The organism is Myxococcus sp. AB056, from assembly GCF_006547365.1.
GTDB classification, from domain to species: Bacteria; Myxococcota; Myxococcia; order Myxococcales; family Myxococcaceae; genus Myxococcus; species Myxococcus virescens.
Genome location: NZ_VHLB01000039.1, coordinates 1 through 18,519 on the forward strand (window position 1 = coordinate 1; position 18,519 = coordinate 18,519).

At 69.5% G+C, this 18,519-nt stretch carries 17 protein-coding genes; 5 read left to right on the top strand and 12 right to left on the bottom strand.

Features of this window, described 5'->3' with window-relative positions; all coding sequences use genetic code 11:
- Positions 1-365: 365 nt before the first annotated feature.
- From FMP39_RS18355 to FMP39_RS18365, 3 genes are all read right to left on the bottom strand, one after another.
- Positions 366-743, bottom strand: coding sequence for a peptide chain release factor-like protein (locus FMP39_RS18355; protein WP_026113834.1), 378 nt, complete (start codon positions 741-743; stop codon positions 366-368).
- Between the two features lie 235 nt (positions 744-978).
- Positions 979-1,695, bottom strand: coding sequence for a hypothetical protein (locus tag FMP39_RS18360; RefSeq protein ID WP_228558094.1), 717 nt, complete (start codon positions 1,693-1,695; stop codon positions 979-981).
- 75 nt (positions 1,696-1,770) lie between these two features.
- On the bottom strand, positions 1,771-2,670 hold the full coding sequence (locus FMP39_RS18365; RefSeq protein WP_090484597.1) for a histone deacetylase: 900 nt from the start codon (positions 2,668-2,670) through the stop codon (positions 1,771-1,773).
- 134 nt (positions 2,671-2,804) lie between these two features.
- Between FMP39_RS18365 and FMP39_RS18370 the strand changes: the two genes are divergently transcribed.
- Positions 2,805-4,067, top strand: a complete 1,263-nt coding sequence (locus FMP39_RS18370) for a VWA domain-containing protein (RefSeq protein WP_194858451.1) — start codon at positions 2,805-2,807, stop codon at positions 4,065-4,067.
- 64 nt (positions 4,068-4,131) lie between these two features.
- Here FMP39_RS18370 and FMP39_RS18375 read toward each other — a convergent pair whose 3' ends face one another.
- From FMP39_RS18375 to FMP39_RS18400, 6 genes are all read right to left on the bottom strand, one after another.
- Entirely contained in the window at positions 4,132-4,917 is a 786-nt protein-coding gene (locus tag FMP39_RS18375) for an alpha/beta fold hydrolase (protein ID WP_141591653.1), read from the bottom strand.
- A gap of 38 nt (positions 4,918-4,955) precedes the next feature.
- Complete coding sequence (locus FMP39_RS18380; RefSeq protein ID WP_141591654.1) at positions 4,956-6,611, bottom strand: hypothetical protein; 1,656 nt, start codon at positions 6,609-6,611, stop codon at positions 4,956-4,958.
- On the bottom strand, positions 6,608-7,429 hold the full coding sequence (locus FMP39_RS18385; protein WP_141591655.1) for an ABC transporter ATP-binding protein: 822 nt from the start codon (positions 7,427-7,429) through the stop codon (positions 6,608-6,610). Before FMP39_RS18385 ends, FMP39_RS18380 begins: the two co-directional genes overlap by 4 nt.
- A gap of 89 nt (positions 7,430-7,518) precedes the next feature.
- Positions 7,519-7,896 (bottom strand): response regulator, encoded by a 378-nt coding sequence (locus FMP39_RS18390; RefSeq protein WP_011551495.1) that lies wholly within the window; start codon positions 7,894-7,896, stop codon positions 7,519-7,521.
- Positions 7,897-8,055: 159 nt separating this feature from the next.
- Positions 8,056-9,003: an amidohydrolase family protein gene (locus FMP39_RS18395; RefSeq protein WP_141591656.1), complete on the bottom strand. Its 948-nt coding sequence runs from the start codon at positions 9,001-9,003 to the stop codon at positions 8,056-8,058.
- A 14-nt stretch (positions 9,004-9,017) separates the two neighbouring features.
- The gene (locus FMP39_RS18400; RefSeq protein WP_141591657.1) at positions 9,018-9,245 is read right to left on the bottom strand and encodes a hypothetical protein; all 228 of its coding nucleotides are present in this window, start codon (positions 9,243-9,245) and stop codon (positions 9,018-9,020) included.
- A gap of 249 nt (positions 9,246-9,494) precedes the next feature.
- Here FMP39_RS18400 and FMP39_RS18405 point away from each other — a divergent pair, with 249 nt between their 5' ends.
- On the top strand, positions 9,495-9,773 hold the full coding sequence (locus FMP39_RS18405; protein ID WP_141591658.1) for a hypothetical protein: 279 nt from the start codon (positions 9,495-9,497) through the stop codon (positions 9,771-9,773).
- A 111-nt stretch (positions 9,774-9,884) separates the two neighbouring features.
- Here the strand turns inward: FMP39_RS18405 and FMP39_RS18410 are convergent, their stop codons facing one another.
- The 3 genes from FMP39_RS18410 to ggt all read right to left on the bottom strand — a co-directional run bounded on the left by FMP39_RS18410 (position 9,885) and on the right by ggt (position 14,714).
- A complete protein-coding gene (locus FMP39_RS18410; protein WP_141591659.1) occupies positions 9,885-11,942 on the bottom strand; it encodes a M3 family metallopeptidase in 2,058 nt (685 codons plus the stop codon).
- 177 nt (positions 11,943-12,119) lie between these two features.
- Positions 12,120-12,902: a TatD family hydrolase gene (locus FMP39_RS18415; protein ID WP_141591660.1), complete on the bottom strand. Its 783-nt coding sequence runs from the start codon at positions 12,900-12,902 to the stop codon at positions 12,120-12,122.
- Positions 12,903-12,905: 3 nt separating this feature from the next.
- Complete coding sequence (ggt, locus tag FMP39_RS18420; RefSeq protein WP_141591661.1) at positions 12,906-14,714, bottom strand: gamma-glutamyltransferase; 1,809 nt, start codon at positions 14,712-14,714, stop codon at positions 12,906-12,908.
- 214 nt (positions 14,715-14,928) lie between these two features.
- Between ggt and FMP39_RS18425 the strand changes: the two genes are divergently transcribed.
- The 3 genes from FMP39_RS18425 (at position 14,929) to glmS (ending at position 18,490) form a co-directional block, all read left to right on the top strand.
- The gene (locus FMP39_RS18425; RefSeq protein ID WP_011551501.1) at positions 14,929-15,135 is read left to right on the top strand and encodes a hypothetical protein; all 207 of its coding nucleotides are present in this window, start codon (positions 14,929-14,931) and stop codon (positions 15,133-15,135) included.
- 11 nt (positions 15,136-15,146) lie between these two features.
- Positions 15,147-16,547, top strand: coding sequence for a bifunctional UDP-N-acetylglucosamine diphosphorylase/glucosamine-1-phosphate N-acetyltransferase GlmU (gene glmU / locus FMP39_RS18430; RefSeq protein WP_011551502.1), 1,401 nt, complete (start codon positions 15,147-15,149; stop codon positions 16,545-16,547).
- Between the two features lie 107 nt (positions 16,548-16,654).
- Positions 16,655-18,490 (top strand): glutamine--fructose-6-phosphate transaminase (isomerizing), encoded by a 1,836-nt coding sequence (gene glmS / locus FMP39_RS18435; protein ID WP_141591662.1) that lies wholly within the window; start codon positions 16,655-16,657, stop codon positions 18,488-18,490.
- Positions 18,491-18,519 lie beyond the last annotated feature (29 nt).

Below are 18,519 nucleotides of genomic sequence, written 5' to 3' on the forward strand. Positions count from 1 at the left end.
GCGTCGTCCTGGGCCCACGCGGCGGAGGCGGCCAGCGTCAGTGCCAGGGGCGCCCACAGCTTCCAGCGGGGCGCGCGGGAACGGTACTTCTGGGACGGCGGCGGAAAAACCGTGAGCAAGGGCATGGGGGAATGTCCTGCGGGCACAATGACCCCTGGGGGCTGGGGCAATGGAGACACGCGGGTGTCTTTGCACACCTCATGCCTCCCCGCCCGGTGAGCCAAGTCCCCGACACTCCATGGCAAATTCCCAGGAGGAGGCCCCTGCGAGCAGCAAATGACCTCGCAACGTCTGCGAGCCCGCAAACTTTAGGCGCACCCTGACTGTCCAGCGACAGGGTGACTGGAGTCCGAATGGACCCTGGGTTACCAGCCAGACTTGCTGTTTCTCAGGGCCTTCTTTTCGGAGGTGCGCTTCTTGCCTTCCAGGCGCCGCCGCTTGGAGCCGGCGGTGGGCTTGGTGGCCCGCCGCACCTTGGGCACGAAGGTGAGGACCTTGAGTCCCTCGCGCAGACGCTCCAGCGCCACGCCCTTGTTCTGCACCTGGCTGCGGCGCTCGGTGGCGCTGACGGACAGCTCGGTGGGGGCATGCGTGAGGCGCACGCCGCTGGCGGTGGTGTTGCGGTGCTGGCCCCCCGGGCCCGAGGCGATGAAGTAGTCCACCTCACACGCCTTCAGGAGGGACTCGTCGTCCAGCTTGAGGGCGTCCAGCGCGGCCTGCCGGCGGGTGGGTGAAATGCTCATGGCTGTCTTCAAGGTATCCCTCCCAGGCCCCTTCGTGCACCGCTGTCGTGCGTGCAGGCTCCGGCGCTGGACGGGGCCCCGTCGTCCGTCTGACGGGGGATTTCAAGTTGACCGGGGGGCTCAAATTGAAGCGGGCATGAGGCGGCTCCGGGACGAAGCCCCCTGATGCCAGTGGGTTGGCCCCTGGTCCGTGGGCCGCTCTGGAGGGCTGCGGCGTGCGCCTCGCGAGGCGGTGCTAGCGCACGTTGATGGTGGTGCCCGTGCTGGCCTGCCGTCCGTCCTCGCTGGTGGCAGTGATGGAGGCGGCGACGGGCACGCGGGTCATGCCGCGGTCGGTGTCGATGTAGGGCTCCACGAACGTCTGGTCCGCGGGGATGGTGACCGTGGGCATGCTGATGCGGCGGGTGGGCGATTCCAGAGCGACGGTGACGGGGCCGGTGAAGCCCTCCGCCCGCGTCACGGTGATGCGCACCTTCTCGTTCTGACCGGCGAACAGGTCCAACTGGCGCGGCTCGATGGTGACGGAGAAGTCCGGCTGGGCCACGGGCGGCGGAAGGATGACGAGGAAGATGTTGGCGCTGGCCGCGAACGTCTCCGTGGCGTTGGTGGCCATCAGCAGGGCGCGCATCATGCCCCGGGCCTGCGTGTCCTGCGCCACCGAATAGGTGGCGGTCGCAGTGACGCTGGGCTCACCTTCAGGCAGGACGATTTCCGGCGTGAGCGTCACGCCCTCGGGCGCATTCTGGAGGTTGAGGCGGAACGCGCTCTGGTCGTCGCCCTCGCGCCGCACGGTGATGTCCACCGGAAGGCTCTCGCCCGGAATGGCGGTGAGGGTGTCGGGGAGGTCGAAGGCGATGCGGAAGAAGGGCCCGTCGCTGCCGCAGGACAATGCGAGCGCGCTACCGACGAGGAACAGGCCCCCGATGAGGGACCGGCGGAGGGATGGGGTCATGTTCTTGAATCTCCTGGTGCGTGCCAGCATCCGTCCACCGTGGCACCCGGGCAAGCCGCTCCAGAGCAGGCGGGCTCAGCGGAACAGCGCACGGGCCACTTCATAGGTGCCCACGTGCGCATCAATCGTGGCGGACAGGGGTTTCGCGTAGCCGCCGCCCAGGGTGAGCACCGCGGGGATGCCTCGCTGGCGTGCCGCCTCCAGCACCAGCCTGTCGCGCGCTCTCAGTCCGGCGTGAGTGAGGGACAGCCGTCCCAGCGCGTCTTCCGTGAGCGGGTCTACGCCCGCCTGGAAGAAGAGGATGCAGGCGCCCGCGCTGTCGAGCACCTCGGGCAGGTGCAGGGCGAGCGCGTCCAGATAGGCCGCGTCTCCCGTTCCGTCCGGCAGGCCCACGTCGAGGTGGGAGGGCTGCTTGCGGAAGGGGAAGTTGTTCTCTCCGTGCATGGAGAAGGTGAAGACGGAGTCGTCGCCGGTGAAGACGGCAGCGGTGCCGTTGCCCTGGTGGACGTCCAGGTCCACCACCACGGCCCGGCGGATGTCGCGCGAGGCCTGGAGCGCGCGGATGGCCACCGCGATGTCATTGAAGACGCAGAAGCCCTCGCCGTGGTCCGGAAAGCCGTGGTGCGTGCCCCCGGAGAGGTTGCCGCCGATGCCGTCCTGGAGCGCCGCGCGGGCGGCGTCGAGGGTGCCCGCCACCGCGGCGGAGAAGCGCCGCACCAGTTCGGGGGACCAGGGGAAGCCGAGGCGCCGTTGCTCGGCGTCGGTGAGGGTGCCCTGGGACAGCGCATCGAGGTAGCGGGGCGTGTGGACGCGCGCGAGGTCCTGGCGTGGGCAGGGCGTGGATTCGGTGAGGGACTCCGGGGAGAGCACGCCCCGCTCCAGGAGCGCCTCGCGCAGCAGTCGGTACTTCTCCATGGGGAAGCGGTGACCGGGAGGCAACGGGACTTCGTAGCTGTCCGAATGGAAGACGCGCACGCGGAAGGTGCCCTAACGCCAGGGCCGGGCGGGTGCAACCCGCGGCGCGTGTGAGAAATCGACCGGGGGCGTAGACCCGGGGGCGAGGTCATTCGTTTCGAACCTCGCCGTCGTCCTTCCCCTTGGAGAACGCCATGGACCGCAAGTCCCTGTCGCGCGCCGCGCTGTCGGCCGCGCTCGTCACCGCTCTGTCCGCCGCCCTGTCCCTGGCCGAGGAGAGCCCGGTTTTCAAGCCCGTGGAGAAGCCCGCGCCCGCCAAGACGGCGACGCCGGCCGCTCAGGCGAAGCCCGCTCCGAACCAGAAGCCCGCGCAGCCGGCGACGTCCCAGCAGCCGCAGGTCCCCGCCGCCGCCCGGCCGGAGATTGAAGTGGTGTTCGTGCTGGATACGACGGGCTCGATGAGCGGGCTGCTAGAGGGGGCGAAGCGGAAAATCTACTCCATCGCCTCGCGCATCGCGCAGGGCCGTCCGACGCCGCACCTGAAGGTGGGGCTGGTGGCCTACCGCGACGTGGGCGACGACTACGTCACGAAGCGCTTCGACCTGAGCGACGACCTGGACACGGTGTTCGCCAACCTGCGCAAGTTCGAGGCGGGGGGCGGCGGGGATACGCCCGAGCACGTGGGGCGCGGACTGGGCGAGGCCGTGTCCAAGCTGTCCTGGAGCAAGAACCGCGAGGTGATGAAGGCCATCTTCCTGGTGGGGGACGCGCCCCCGGCGCAGCGCAACGACGACTGGGACTTCAAGCACTGGGCGAAGAAGGCCCGGGAGAAGCACATCGTCGTGAACACCGTGCGGTGCGGCGGGGATGCCGAGACGGAGGTGTCGTGGCGGTTCGTGGCGAAGCTGACGGACGGCACCTTCGACTCCATTGACCAGGGCGGTGGCATGGTCGCCGTCGCCACGCCGTATGACGCGGAGCTGGCGAAGGTGAACGCGGAGCTGGCCACCAAGACGCTCTACACGGGCCGCAGGGAGGTCCAGGCGGAGAACATGGCGCGCGCCGCTTCCATGGGGGCGCTGGCGCCGGAGGCTGCGGCCGAGCGCATCAGCTACATGAAGAAGACGCGCGGCGGTGGGGCCGCGGGAGCCCCCGCGAGCAGCGCGCCCAAGGCGGTGGGTGGCGCGGTGGACCTGGTGGAGGCGCCGTCCGCGCTGGATGGGGTGAAAGCGGACGAGCTCCCCTCCGAACTCAAGGGCATGTCCAAGGAGGCGCAGGTCGCGAAGGTGAAGGCGCTTTCCGAGGAGAAGAAGGCGCTGGAGAAGAAGGCGGAGACGCTGGCCGCAGAGCGCGAGGCGTGGCTGACGAAGAACGCCCCCGAGAAGGAGGACGCCTTCGACGCCAACGTGATGAAGGGCGTGAAGGCGCAGGCCGCCCGCTACAACATCGCCTACTGAGTGTCAGCGAAGCGGGGGACAGGAAGCCGCGGGCGCGCTTGGAGGCGTCCGCGGCTTTCGCGTGTCAGGCGTGGGCGCGCAGGAACTCTAGCAGCGCCGGATTGACGGCTTCCGGGTGCGTCATGTTCGCCGCGTGCGCGGCGCCGGGAACCGGGATGAAGCGCACGCTGCCGGGCAGCGTCTGGTGCAGGTGCTCGCCGTGGACCGGGGGCATGCCGTGGTCCTCCAGCCCGTGGAAGACGATGGCGGGGCAGCGAATCTCCGTCAGCCGCCCGGAGATGTCGTCCCGGTCGATGAGCGAGCGGATGGCGTTGGCGAAGTGTCCGCCGGGGATTTGCCGCCAGCGCGGCAGCCAGGTGTCGAAGTAGCGCGTGTCCCCGATGATGGCCTGCGCCAACCCCTGCACCAGCGGGTCGATGGGGCCCTGCGTCTCCCAGATGTCGGCGGACTGCTGGTAGGCGGCGCGGGTGGGCGCGTCGTCGTTGGTGCCCCGGGTGCTCATCAGCACCAGCGCCCGGACGCGCCCGGGGTGCTTCAGCGCCACGCGCAGCGCGCTGTAGCCTCCCTGGGACATGCCGCCCACGACGGCCCGCTCGATGCCCAGGTGGTCCAGCAGCGCCACGCAGTCCGCGGCCGAGTCCCACGGCGTGAAGGGCTTGCCGTCCCAGCGTGTCTGCCCGAAGCCGCGGGCATCCCAGCGGATGACGCGGAACTCGGGAGCGAGCGCCGCCACCTGCGCGTCGAACATCCGGTGGTCCATGAGGAAACCATGGCCCAGGATGATGGGCCGGCCGTTTCCACCGGAGTCCTCGAAGTAGATTCCCTGTCCGTTCAGCTCGGCGATGGGCATGGCCCCTCCGTCTATCACCCCCGGGAGGGCCGCGCGCGCTACTCCCGCGTCACCGCCTGGAGCACCACTTCACGCCGCCGCTCCAGCAGCCGCAGCGCCAGGGGAAGCACCCCGCGATACAGCGCCACGTTCAACGCGGCGGCCAGGAGAATCATCGCCGCCGTGTGCCACGTGGGCCCTTCCTTGCCCGCCAGCTTGAGCGCCCAGCCGAAGGGCATGCAGCCCGCGCTGGCCGCGAGGATGCCCAGCATGGAGGCTGTCAGCGGAACCTTGTCTCGCCGCTTGAGGCTCGCGTGGAACTTCACGGGGAAGTACAGCGACAGGAAGTTGCCCGCGGCCAGCAGCATGGGCACCACGGCTCCCACGGCCGCCATGGCGCACAGCATGTCCAGCCCGGTGCCGAAGCCGAAGTACACCCGGTAGAAGAGCGCCACCAGCGCCGCCATCCCGAGCGCCGCCGCGCCCTGCACCTGATTCTTCGCGCGCAGCACGTCCGCCAGGTCCAGGGGCGCCGCCAGGAAGGCCGCGAAACCCTGTCCGTCGTACGCGAAGGTGTTCTGGGAGAACGTGGACGCAATCACCACCGCGCCGTAGATGCACAGGCCCCCCATCAGCCACGCATCCGCCGAGCCGCCCAGGAGGAACACGAACAAGTCCCTTCCGGACAGCAGCTTCAACAGGATGGCCAGGATGAAGGGCACCGACGCCAGCAGCCGCGCGCGCGGGTTGCGCCACAGGTCCAGGGCCTCGCGCGTCACCAGCGTGGTGTAGCGCGTCCGCGTGGTGGCGAACGGGTTGCTGTCACCCGAGTCCTTGCGTGAGCCCCCCGCGCGGCCCGCCTGCCGGTGGAAGCGCATCAGGAGCGCGTAGGCCACCGCCATGCCCACGCCCGCGAAGAAGAGCAGCGCCGCCGCCTCGAGCATGGCCACCCGGGGCCGGTGCCAGGCGAGCTGCGCCAGCGCGTCTCCGAAGAGACCCGGGGGCACGCGGCCCAGCGCCACCGCCGCGTTGATGATGAGGGACATGTCCAGCGCGTCCACGCCCGCCTCGCCCACCGCCGTCAGCCACGAGGTGTCGATGGGCGGAATGAACGACGCGCCCAGGAGGAAGAGCGCCAGTCCTCCGCCCATGATTTCCGCGCTGTGCTTCTCCCTCAGCACGTTGATGACGGCGTACAGCGCCACCCGGCTCCAGGCCGCGCACAGGAGCGCGAAGAGGACGTAGAGGACCACCGCCAGCCACGGCATGTACAGCACGTAGACGGACGCGAAGCCCAGCGCGGCCCCGGTGAGCGGCGCGTAGAAGACGAGCGCGCGCGGCTCGAAGAGGCTGGCCACTGTCGACGCGATGAGCAGCCGGAAGGGGGAGATGGGGAAGGCGGCGTAGCGGCTCAGCTCGGAGTGGTCATCCACGCCCGCGGACAACAGCGGCCACGTCACCCACACCGAGAAGGTGACGAAGCACAGCAGGTTGAGGATGAAGTAGGGCCACACATCGCTCTCCGCGATGGGCCGCAGCCGCATCAGCGCGAAGAACGTCAGGCCCAGGAAGAGGCCCGGCGCGCTCGACGCGGCGAAGGCGGCCACCGCGAGCAGCCGGCTGCGTCCGGGACCCTGATTCAACCCGATGTCGAAGCGCAGCCCCCACAGCAGCCACAGGTGTCGGAAGAAGCCGGGCACGGCGGGGCGGCTCATGCGGTCTCCTGGCGCAGCGGCGTCACGGACGCGGGCGCCTCACCGTAGAAGGACAGGCGCGCGTTGCGCGAGGCCGGCACGGAGATGAGCTTCTCGAATACCGCCTCCAGCGACGGGCACTCGTAACGCGACAGCAGCGAGCCCACCGGCCCCTGGTCCAGCATCCGGCCGCCGCGGATGATTCCCGCGTGCGTGGCCAGCCGCTCGGCGATTTCCAGCACGTGCGTGGTGAGCAGCAGCGTCACCCCTCGGCGGCTCAGCTCGCGCAGGAGCTCGCGGATGACGCCGGCGGCCAGCACGTCGATGCCCTCGAAGGGCTCATCCAGCAGCACCAGCTCCGGCGCGTGGATCAGCGCCGCGGCGATGGCGAGCCTCCGGCGCATGCCCTTGGAGTACTCCGCCACCAGCGCTCCCGCCTTGTAGGTGAGCTCCGTCAGCTCCAGCAACTCGGTGGCGCGCGCGGCGGCCTCGTCGCCGTCCAGCCCGTACATGCGCGCGCAGAAGGTGAGGTACTGCCGGCCGGTGAGCCGCTCGAAGAGGCTCAGCTCCTCCGGCACCACGCCGACGCGGCGCTTCACTTCCATGGGCCTGGCCACCGCGTCCACCCCGAGCATGCGGATGGAGCCCGCGTCGGGACCGTACACCCCGGTCAGCAAGGCGATGCTGGTGGACTTCCCGGCCCCGTTGGGGCCCAGGTACGCGTAGAAGGCGCCGCGGGGAATCTGCAGGTCCAGGCCGTTGAGCGCGCTGAAGCCGCCAAAGCGCTTCTGCAGGCCGCGGGCGTCGACCGCCAGGTCATCAGTGAGAGAGGGCATCATGGAATGTCCTCCATCTCACCCGAGCCCGGCACCGGGGGACAATCCCCACCCGTCAACAGGGGGATGCCCGCTGGCCCTACGGTGCCGTCTCAGTGGACGAGCGACATCTCCGGCGGACCGGCAATCTGCTGCACCGTCATCCGCACCTTGTCCAGGTCCACGGGCTTGGAGATGTAGCCCGCGGCGCCCACGAGCTCGGCCTCCCATTCGAAGCCGTAGCCGGAGATGATGATGATGGGCAGACCCCGCGCACGGGGCATCTTCTTGAGTGCGTCGAGCAATCCCCAACCGCTCATGACTGGCATCCGCAAGTCGAGCAGCACGGCGGAGGGCATGTCTCCCTCCAGCAGGTCCAGCGCCTCACGACCGTTGGCCGCTTGAACCGTGGGATAGCCCATTTCCTCGAGTGCATCGCAGATGAGCGTGCGGTGGCTCGCGTCGTCATCGACGACCAGGATGTGGGACATGGCAGGGCCTCGGAAGCTGCGGCTGGGTGTGGCGCCGCGAAATTCTATGGGCAGGATGATGGGAACTCCTCTTCCATTCCGGAAGGGGCCCCGATGCTTTTCAACAGCGAACGGCCCGGGAGGACGAGGCTTGCATCCGGGGCCGGGTGTCCACGGGGCTCACGCTCCGTACAGCTGGAGCGCATTCTGCCCCAGCATGCCCGCCAGTACCGCGTCATCCAATTTCATCCCCAGCATCGTCCGCAGCTCACGGTCCCAGGCGTAGGGGATGTTGGGAAAGTCCGTGCCGTAGAGGATGCGCTCGGGCCGGACCTCCAGCGCCCGGCGGGGGATGGGGACGGGGAAGTACCCGGCCAGGGCCATGGTGGTGTCCAGCCAGAGGTTGTCGTGCCGCTCGAGCAGCCGCGCGTAGGCGTCGAACTCGTCCGCGCCCAGGTGGGGCACGCACAGCTTCAGCGTGGGATGGTCCTTCAGTACACGCTCCACCCGCTCCGCGGCGCAGAGCGCGTAGGTGTCGCAGTTGTAATGGGGACTGGAGGGCTCCCGCCCCGCGTGCATGACGAGCGGACGGCCTGCCTTCGCGCACGCGGAATACACCTCGTGAAGGTGCGGCGCGTCAGGTGAGAAGCATTGAACGTGGCAGTGAATCTTCACCCCACGCAGGCCCGCGTCGAACGCCTCTTCCAACACGGCCGTGGCATCGGGTTCGCCCGGGAGCACGGTGGCGAGCCCCAGCACCCGAGGCTCTTCCCGGGCCACCTCCGCCACGTAGGCGTTGAGCGCGCGGGCCATGCCTGGCCGGTGGGCGTAATGCAGCGCCACCACCCGGTGGACACCTCGCGACAGGAGGAAGGACACGACCTGCCGCGTGTGCAGCTTGTAGCGGATGGGCCAGCCGTACTGGTCGAACCAGCGCCACACCGCGTCGAACACCCGGTCCGGGAAGAGGTGGACGTGCGCGTCCACCACGGGCGGCAGTCCTTCGGGCAGGCGGGGGCCCTCCGTGTCCTGGAGGGCGGGCATGGGCATGCGGATGCCAGCGTCCCGCCACGTGGGCGCGGAGGCCAGGCAGGGGACGGGCACGTCAGCGTTGGAGTCGGTGGCCATGGCGAGCCACCCGTCTACGCCTTCTTGGCGGTGTCGTCCTCGTCGCCGTCGGTCCGTCGCAGGTAGGTGTTGTGCGTATACCCCTGGCGGGACAGCCGCTGCGCCTCGATGGCGTCCGCGACCTTGGCGCAGACCTGGCCCAGCATGCGCAGCGACTCGGCGAGGAGCCGCTCGGCGTGGTCCTGCGCGTCGGCAGCCTGGATGGTGGTGCGCTCTTTGCGGAACAGTCCGGGCAGCTTCATCTCCCCCAAAGCATAGGTGACGCACTGCTCCCGTGCCACCGCCCCGCGAGGCCGGCCTTAACCGCGTTGACGGCCCGCTCAATTTACATTTTTGAGCAGTTGCCCTGGCTGCCCGCCTGGATGCCTGCCAGTTGTGCTTGTAACCCCTTGGTCTTCCAGGCTTTTGACGAATTTTCAAGTGGGGGGATGACAGGGAGTTAATCCGGCCCTACATTGGATTCCGTCGGATTTACGGCAGAGGAGCTGCGCATGGCTTACGACGGCGAGCTGGTGAAGATGGAGAACGGTCGCTGGGCGCGGTTCCAGCGGTGCCAGGTGTACCGCCCGGGCGTCGAGGACGCGGGCGAGACGATGCTGTTGATCGCCGTGGAGCTCGAGGAGCGCTATCAGCGCCAGCTCGACGAGGCGGCTGACTCCCTGGCCCAGTACCGCTATCAGGGCGTCCCCGTGCAGGTCCGTTTCGATTCGGGCTCCCAGGGCATCACCCTGCAGCCCGAGCAGGCGGCATCCGCACCCGCGGTGCACTGAGCGCTGACGCCGCGTGAGCGGAGTGTCAACGGGTTGACGGATTCACAACCCAAGGGGCCTCGCGATTCACATCGCGGGGCCCTTGGTTTTTACAGGCCCTGACGAGCAGCGTCAGGCGTCGTCCAGCCAACGGGTATACGCCTCGAAGCCGTAGTCCCTGCCCAGGAATGACCGGACCAGGTCCGCCGCGTCACGGGAGCCGCCCGGACCCAGCACGGTGTCCCGGTAGCGCTGGGCGGTGGAGGTGTCCATCAGCCCGTGCTCCAGGAACGGTGTGAGCAGGTCCCGGGCGATGACGAGCGACCAGAGGTAGGCGTAGTACGCGGAGGAGTAGTAGCCGTCGAGCTGGACGAAGGAGAGATGGGCGTAGGTGTCGTCCACTGCGGGGAAGGGCATGTAGCGCTCCTGGAGCGCGTTCACCCGCGCGGTGGTGTCCACGCCCGCGGGGTCGCTCGCGTGGAGCTGGAGGCTGACGGCCGCGTAGAAGAGCTGTTGGCGCAGCCACAGTCCCTTGCCGAAGGCGTCCGCGCGCCGCATCCGGAGGATGGTCTCCGTGGGCAGCGGCTCGCCGGTGACGACGTGCCGGGCGAACGTCTGGAGTGACTCCGGGCGCCAGGCCCACTCCTCCAGCACCTGGGCGGGCGCTTCCACGAAGTCGCGCTCCGTGCGCGAGCCGGACAGGCCGGCCCAGCGCGCCCGGCCGCCGAGGACGTGGTGCAGCAGGTGGCCGAACTCGTGGAAGAACGTCTGCACCTGGGAGTGCTGGAGCAGCGCGGGGTGGGCGCCGGGACGCGGGAAGTTGCCCGTCAGCACGCCCTCGGGAAGCGTCCTCCCCGCGCGGCCGGTGGCCAGGTCCCACTGCGCCGGATGGGCGTACTTGTTCGGGCGCGGGTGCATGTCCAGGTAGAAGCGCCCCAGGCGCGTGGGGCCCTCGTAGATGTCCCAGGCCTCGATGTCTGGGTGCCACACCTGCGCATCCCGGACGCGGCGGTAGGTGAGCCCGAAGAGCCGCGAGGTGATGTCCAGCACGCCCTGCTTCACCCGCGTGTATTCGAAGTAGGGCCGCAGCTCGCGCGAGTCGAAGCGGTAGCGCTCCGCGCGCACCTGTTCCTTGAGGTACGTCTGCTCCCAGGGCTCCACGCGGGACGCGCCGGGCACGTCGCGCCGCTTGCGCTCCAGCAGCGCGGTGTAGTCGTCCTGCACGCGCGTGGTGGTGGCGGTGGCGAGCTGTTCGATGAAGTCCTCGGCTACGTGCTGGTGCCGGACCATCTTGTCCTCGGACGCGTAGGCGGCCCAGCTCGGATAGCCCAGGAGCGTGGCCAGGTCGTGACGCGTCTGGAGCAGGCGTGTCAGCGTCTCCAGGTTGCGGGGATGGCCGCGCTGCTGGCCCGCGCGCCAGAGCGCCTCGCGGGCGCTGCTGTCGCGCGCGTAGGTCAGGACGGGCAGGGCGTCGGAAGCGTCGGTGGTGACGCGCACCCGGCCGTCGGGCCCGGGCGGATGGTCCCGGATGTAATCGTCGGGCAAGCCCTCCAGCGCTTCGGGGGCCACGTCCACGTGCCGGACGTCTTCGCGGATGTGCTGGCTGAACGCCTGTCCCAGCCGGGTGAGGGCGTCGTTCAGCTCGCGCAGCCGCGCGCGGGTGGCCTCGTCCCGGTTCACCCCCGCGCGCCGGAAGTTCCGCAGCACCAGGTCCACCCATCGCTGGGTGGCGGTGTCCTGCCCGCTCAGGTCCAGCGCGGCCAGGGCCGCGTAGACGTGGGGGTTGAGCGACACGTCCGTGCGCATGCCATCCGCGGCCTGGGCGCAGCGCGCCGCCGCCGCGCGGAACGCGGCGTCCGGGTGGGTGTTGGCGCCGATGCCCGCGCGGCCGTTGGCGTCATCCAGCAGGGCGATGGCGTCGTCGTAGGCGGTGAGGGCCGCCTCCACGTTCCGGGGCTCGGGCAGTGACAGCAAGGCGTTGATGCGCGCCGAGGCCCGTTGCACATCGCACAGGCAGGCCGCCAGGAAGCGCCCGGGTGGGGCGGTCAGTTGGCGTCCTGCGTCAGGCTCCAGGGGGCTCGGCGCGGAAGGCACCGGAGGTTCGGTGGATGACGCAGGGCGCTGGGCGGATGACGAGCCAGCGCAGCCTGCGAGCGCGAGGCTGACGACGAAGACGACCAAGCGGTGCAAATGCCACTCCCAGCGCGGGTGAGGGGGCAACGTGCGGGGGACCGGCCTATTTCCGCTGCGTGCTCCTGATGGGAATGACGAAGAGCGCGCCGTTTCATCGCAAGATTCCGCCATGGAGGATGGCGGACCCGGGTCAACGGGCGCCGGCCACGGTGGCGGTACGGCGCCGCGCGAGCGTCAGTTGCCCACCTGGAAGAAGCGAGCGGCGTTCTCGTGGGTGATGCGGCGGACGATGCGCGCGGACAGGTTGGCCTTGGTCAGCAGGTTGGCGGCGCGCGCCAGGCCGAGGATGTCCCCGGCGCCGTCGCCCGCGTCGGAGTTGAGCATCAGCCGCTCACTGCCCAGCCGCCGCACCAGCACCACCGCGCGCTCGGCCTTGAGCGCCTCGGGGTGCAGCGTCAGCCCGGCCCAGTGGCCTACCTCCAGGATGGTGCGCACCGTCCGGGCGTTGGCGTGGTCCACCAGCGCGCGCGAGGGCAGCAGGCCCGACTGCCGCAGGAGCGTGAGGATGCGCCGCGTGTGGCGCTCCTTGTCCGCGGTGGGGGTGTGCACCACCACGCGCAGCTTGAGGCTGCGGGCCAGCGCGAGCTGCTCCAGGAAGGCTTCTTCTTCCTCCTCGCCGCCCGTGTGCAGGCCCGTCTCGCCCAGGGCCACCACGCGCCCGCCCTGGAAGTAGTCAGGCAGCGCGGACAGCACCTCGCTCAAGCCGCGCCGGGGGATGCAGCGTGGGTGGACGCCCAGGGCCGCGTAGGCGCGGATGCCCAGGCGCTCCAACCGGGGAAGCTGGCGTTCCACCAGGTCATCGAAGTGCCGCAGCAGCGCCTTGGACGTGGGCTCCGGGAAGTGGTGCGCCACCACCAGCGCCCGCTCCACGCCGAAGAAGCGCATGGACTCCAAATCCTGGTCGCTCAGGCTCTCCGGGTGGAGGTGGGCGTCGAAGATGGGCGGTGGGGTGGGCACTGCTCAATCCTGTCCCAGGGCGGCGCCCTCGTTGCGCGGGTCGCTCGCGGAGAAGCGCAGCCCCGTCTTCGGGTCGCTGTAGACGGCCTCGGCGTCGCCCCACTGTTCCACGCGGCGCACCTTGTGGCCCTTGGCCTCCAGCACGGACAGCGTCGCCGGCTCCAGGCCCCACTTGTCCACCCACAGCTCGTCGGGCAGGTACTGGTGATGCAAGCGGCCTTCATTCACCGCGCGCGCCACGTCCATGCCGTGGTCCACCACGTTGCTGATGACCTGGATGACGGTGGTGGGGATGGTGGAGCCGCCAGGGCTGCCCACCGCGAGCATGACGCGCCGGGGGTCTTCCTTGGCGAACACCAGCGTGGGGGCCATGGAGGACAGCGGCACCTTGCCCGGTGCGATGGCGTTGGGCTCGCCCGTCACCAGGCCGTATGCGTTGGGCACGCCCGGCTGCGCGGCGAAGTCATCCATCTCATCGTTGAGCAGCACGCCGGTGCCCTTGGCCACCATGCACGAGCCGAAGCCGTAGTTCACCGTGGTCGTCATCGCCACCGCGTTGCCGTCCTTGTCGATGACGGAGATGTGCGTGGTGTTCTTCTTCTCCGGTTCGGGCGTCAGGGTGGTGGGCTCGTCCGTCAGCGTGGAGCCCCGCACGCCTTCCTTCGGCGCCAGCAGCGACGCGCTGGGCGTGGCCTTCTTCGGGTCGATGGAGCCCGCCAGGTCCGCGACGTGGCCGGGCGACACCAGCCGCGCCAGGGGCACGTCCACGAAGGCCGGGTCCCCCAGGTACTTCGCGCGGTCCACGTAGGCCCGCCGCACGGCTTCCGCGTAGAGGTGCAGCGCCTCCGCGTCGCGGAACGTCACGCCCTGGGGACGCAGCTGCTCCATGGCGGTCAGCACCTGGATGACGGCCACGCCCCCCGCGCTCGGCGGCGGCATGGTGAGGATGCGGTGGCCGCGGTACGTGCCCTCCAGGGGCGTGGCGCTCCGCGTCTTGTAGGCCGCGAGGTCCTCCTGGGTGAGGATGCCGCCGCCAGCCTGGACCGACGTGGCGATGGCCTTCGCCACCGGCCCCGCATAGAAGGCCTTGGCGCCCCCCTTCGCGATGGAGGACAGCGTGCGCGCCAGGTCCGGCTGGCGGATGACGTGCCCCACGGGCGGGGCTTCCCATTGGCCCTGGGCGTTCTTCACCAGGAACACGCGTGAGGCCTCCGCGTCCCGGCTTAGACAGGCCAGCCGGCCCTCCGCCATGGTGCGGTAGCGCGGCGTCACCCACATGCCCTTGCGCGCCGCCGCGATGGCCGGCGCCAGCACCACCGCCGGCTTCAGCTTCCCGTGCGCCTTGAGCAGCTCCAGGTAGCCCGCGACGGCGCCCGGCACCGCCACGCTCAGCGCGCCGTCCGTGGACAGGCCCGGCACCACCTTGCCGTCCTTCACGTACATGTCGCGCGTGGCCGCCTTGGGGGCCACCTCGCGGAAATCCAACACCTTCGTGTCGCCGCTCTTGGCGTCGTGCACCAGCGCGAAGCCGCCGCCGCCAACGCCGGAGTGGTAGGGACCCACCACCGCCGCCACGAAGGCCGCCGCCACCGCCGCGTCCGTGGCGTTGCCGCCCTTCTCCAGCATCTCCAACGCCGCAGCGCTCGCCTGCGGGTAGGCCGTGGCCACCGCGCCGCCCCGGTAGGGCCGCGCCGCCTGCGCCACACACGCCACCATCATCACCGCGGCCAGCAGCCCTCGCTTCAGCACCGCACCGCGGAAGCTCGTGTCCTTCACGGGTTCAGCCCTCCTCGCGCTGTCTGAACAGTCCATCGCTGGCTTTCGTCCTGGGTGATGTGTTACCCGGGCGACAAAAGCCTACCCTCCAGTCCGGCGACGCCAGGGGACCAGACGGACTACATGTGTCCCGGTATGCACGAACCGTATGGTCAGGACCAGGATTTCAGCCTGACAGCATTTTTCCTCTTGGATTGTTCTTCGGCGGCGTGCATCCTGGTCCCATCATGAATCGCGTCCGGGGGAGCGTATGAGCACGCAAGCCATACCCGAGAAAAAGGCCCTACCTGGCGCCGCGCCCACCGCGGCCGAGGTGACGGTCTTCTTGAAGCCCAGCTTCGGCATCACGATTCAGCGCAACACCCTGTGCGTCTCGGTCAGTGCGAAGGCACGGCCGGTGGACACCGTCACGCCTTCTGATCCTCGCGCGGTTGACGACTCGATTGGCTGTCCCTAATTCTCCGCCGCATGAGCGTTCTGGCGGCGGTGGTGCTGTGCGCGGGCAAGGGCACGCGGATGAAGTCGGAGAAGGCGAAGGTCCTTCACCCCATCCTCGGTCGGCCCCTTTGCGCGTATCCCCTCAAGCGGGCCCTTGAACTGGGCGCCACGTCGGTGGTCCCCGTGGTGGGCCACCAGGCGGAAGCGGTGGAGAAGGCCGTCCGAGGCCTCTTCCCGGATGCCCCCCTGCGCTTCGCGCTCCAGCGCGAGCAACGCGGGACGGCGGACGCGGTGCGCTCCGCGGAGGAGGCCCTGAAGGGGTACTCCGGACGGGTCCTCATTCTTTACGGCGATGTGCCGTTGCTGCGCCGCGAGACGCTGGAGGCGCTGCTGGCCGCCCATGACCAGGCGGGCGGCAAGCTGGCCATGGTGACCACCACCCTGGAGGACCCCACGGGCTACGGCCGGGTCATCCGCGACGGTGGCAAGGTGACGCGCATCGTGGAGCACAAGGACTGCACCCCGGAGCAGCGCGCGGTGCGCGAGTGCAACGCCGGCATCTACTCCGTGGACGCGGACTTCCTCTGGAAGGCGCTGGCTGAAATCAAGCCGCAGAACGCCCAGGGCGAGTACTACCTCACCGACCTGGTGGAGATGGCCGCGAAGCGGGGCCCGGTGGGCTCGGTGGAGGCGGACGCCACGGAGACGGCCGGCGTGAATGACCGGGTGGAGCTGGCCGCCCGCGCGCGCGTGCTGCAACAGCGCATCAATGAGGCGCACATGCGCGCCGGCGTCTCGCTACAGGACCCCGCCACCGCCTACATCGAGGAAGGCGTCACCGTGGGGCCCGACACCGAAATCGGTCCCTCCGTCACGCTGGCCGCCGGCACCGTGGTGGGCAAGGGCTGCACCATTGGCCAGGGCAGCGTGCTGCACGCCTCCACCGTGGCGGACGGCACCGTCATCAAGCCTTACTCCGTGCTGGAAGAGGCCCGGGTGGGGGAGCGCAACGTCATTGGCCCCTTTTCGCGGCTGCGCCCCGGGACGGAGCTGGCCGAGGACGTGCATCTGGGCAACTTCGTGGAGACGAAGAAGGCCCGCATCGGAAAAGGTTCGAAGGCCAACCATCTCACGTACCTGGGAGACGCTGTCATTGGTTCCGGGTGCAACGTGGGGGCGGGCACCATCACCTGTAACTATGACGGGGTGAACAAGCACCTGACTGAACTGGGGGATGGGGTGTTCATCGGCTCCGACACCCAGCTCGTCGCGCCCGTGAAGGTTGGCGACGGCTCGTATGTCGGCGCGGGCACCACGGTGACGAAAAATGTGCCTCCCGGGAGCCTCGCTGTGTCCCGGACGCCACAGGTGACCAAGGAGGGTTGGGTGGCCACCAAGAAGGCGCGGCAGGCGAAGGCGCGGGCGGGGTAGTCGGCGCGGCTCTTGCTTGGGTACCAGGCAGAGCGCTGCCCGGCAGGGATGTAGGGGAATCCCGCGGATTGCTCCGGCGGGCGTGGGCGTGAGAGAGAGGTGCAACTATGTGCGGGATTGTTGGATACGTCGGTGACAAGGAATCAGCCCCCATCCTGGTGTCGGGTCTGAAGCGGCTCGAATACCGTGGCTATGACTCGGCGGGCGTTGCGGTGCTGAATCAGCGCAAGCTCAACGTCGTGCGGGCCACGGGCAAGCTCCGCAATCTGGAGAACCGGGTGGTGGCGGACCAGCCACCAGGCAACATCGGCATCGGGCACACCCGCTGGGCGACCCACGGGCGTCCCTCCGACGAGAACGCGCACCCGCACACGTACAAGGACGTGGCGGTGGTGCACAACGGCATCATCGAGAACCACCTGTCGCTCAAGGAGCAGCTGCGCTCGCGTGGGCACGTCTTCTCCTCGGAGACGGACTCGGAGGTGTTCGCGCACCTCATCTCCGAAGAGCTGGAGCGCGGCCTGGAGCTGCCGGACGCGGTGCGCGCGGCCATTGCCCAGGTGAAGGGCACCTACGCGCTGGCCGTGCTGACGGCCAGCGACCCCAGCCGCATCGTCTGCACCAAGGACGCCTCGCCCATGGTGCTGGGCCTGGGCCAGGGGCAGAACTTCCTGGCCAGCGACGTGCCGGCGCTGCTCGAGCACACGCGCGACTTCGTCTACATGGAAGAGGGGGACATGGCCGTCATCACCGCGGCGGCCGTGGACATCTTCAACCGCCAGGGCCAGAAGGTGAACCGGCCCACCCGCCGCATCGACTGGACGCCGATGATGGCGGAGAAGGGCGGCCACAAGCACTTCATGCACAAGGAAATCTGGGAGCAGCCCCGCGCCGTCGCGGACACGCTGCGCGGCCGGATGCTCCTGTCGGAAGGCGACGTCCACTTCGAGGGCTGGAACCTGTCGGCGGAGAAGGTCCGCTCGCTGACCAAGGTCACCATCCTCGCGTGCGGCACGTCGTGGCACTCCGGTGTCGCGGGCAAGCACATGATTGAGTCGCTGGCGCGCCTGCCGGTCGAGGTGGAGCTGGCGAGCGAGTTCCGCTACCGCGACCCCATCGTCGACGGCACGCACCTGGCCATCGCCATCAGCCAGTCGGGCGAGACGGCGGACACGCTGGCGGCCTTCAAGGAGGCCAAGGTCCGCGGCGCCACGGCCATGGCCATCTGCAACGTCATTGGCAGCGCGATGACGCGCGAGGCCGACTTCTCCGTGCTCACCAACGCGGGCCCGGAGATTGGCGTGGCGTCCACCAAGGCGTTCACCACGCAGCTGGTGGCCTTGTACCTGCTGGCCGTGAAGCTGGGCCGCATGCGTGGCACCCTGTCCGTGCCGGCGGCGCAGGAGCACCTGACGCAGCTGACGAAGGTGCCGAAGATGATTGAGGACGTCCTCAAGTGCGAGCCGGCCGTGACGCGCGTGTCGCGCGAGTACATGAACGCGCAGGACTTCCTCTTCCTCGGCCGTGGCCCCATGCACCCGGTGGCGCTGGAGGGCGCGCTCAAGCTGAAGGAAATCTCGTACATCCACGCGGAGGGCTACGCGGGCGGTGAGATGAAGCACGGCCCCATCGCGCTCATCGACGAGAAGATGCCGGTGGTGGTCATCGCGCCGAAGCAGCCGCACGTCGCGTACGAGAAAATCATCGGCAACATCGAGGAGGTCCGCGCGCGCGGTGGCAAGGTGATTGCCATCATCGACGAGGACGACGAGCACGTGGCCACGCTGGCCGACCAGGTCATCCGGATTCCGGCGGCCTGCGCGTTGCTGGCGCCAGTGGTGGCCACCATCCCCCTGCAGCTGCTCGCCTACCACGTGGCGGACCTGCGCGGGAACGACGTGGACCAGCCGCGCAACCTGGCCAAGAGCGTGACGGTGGAGTAGCCGCCGCGCGCCCTCGGACCTGAAGCGCC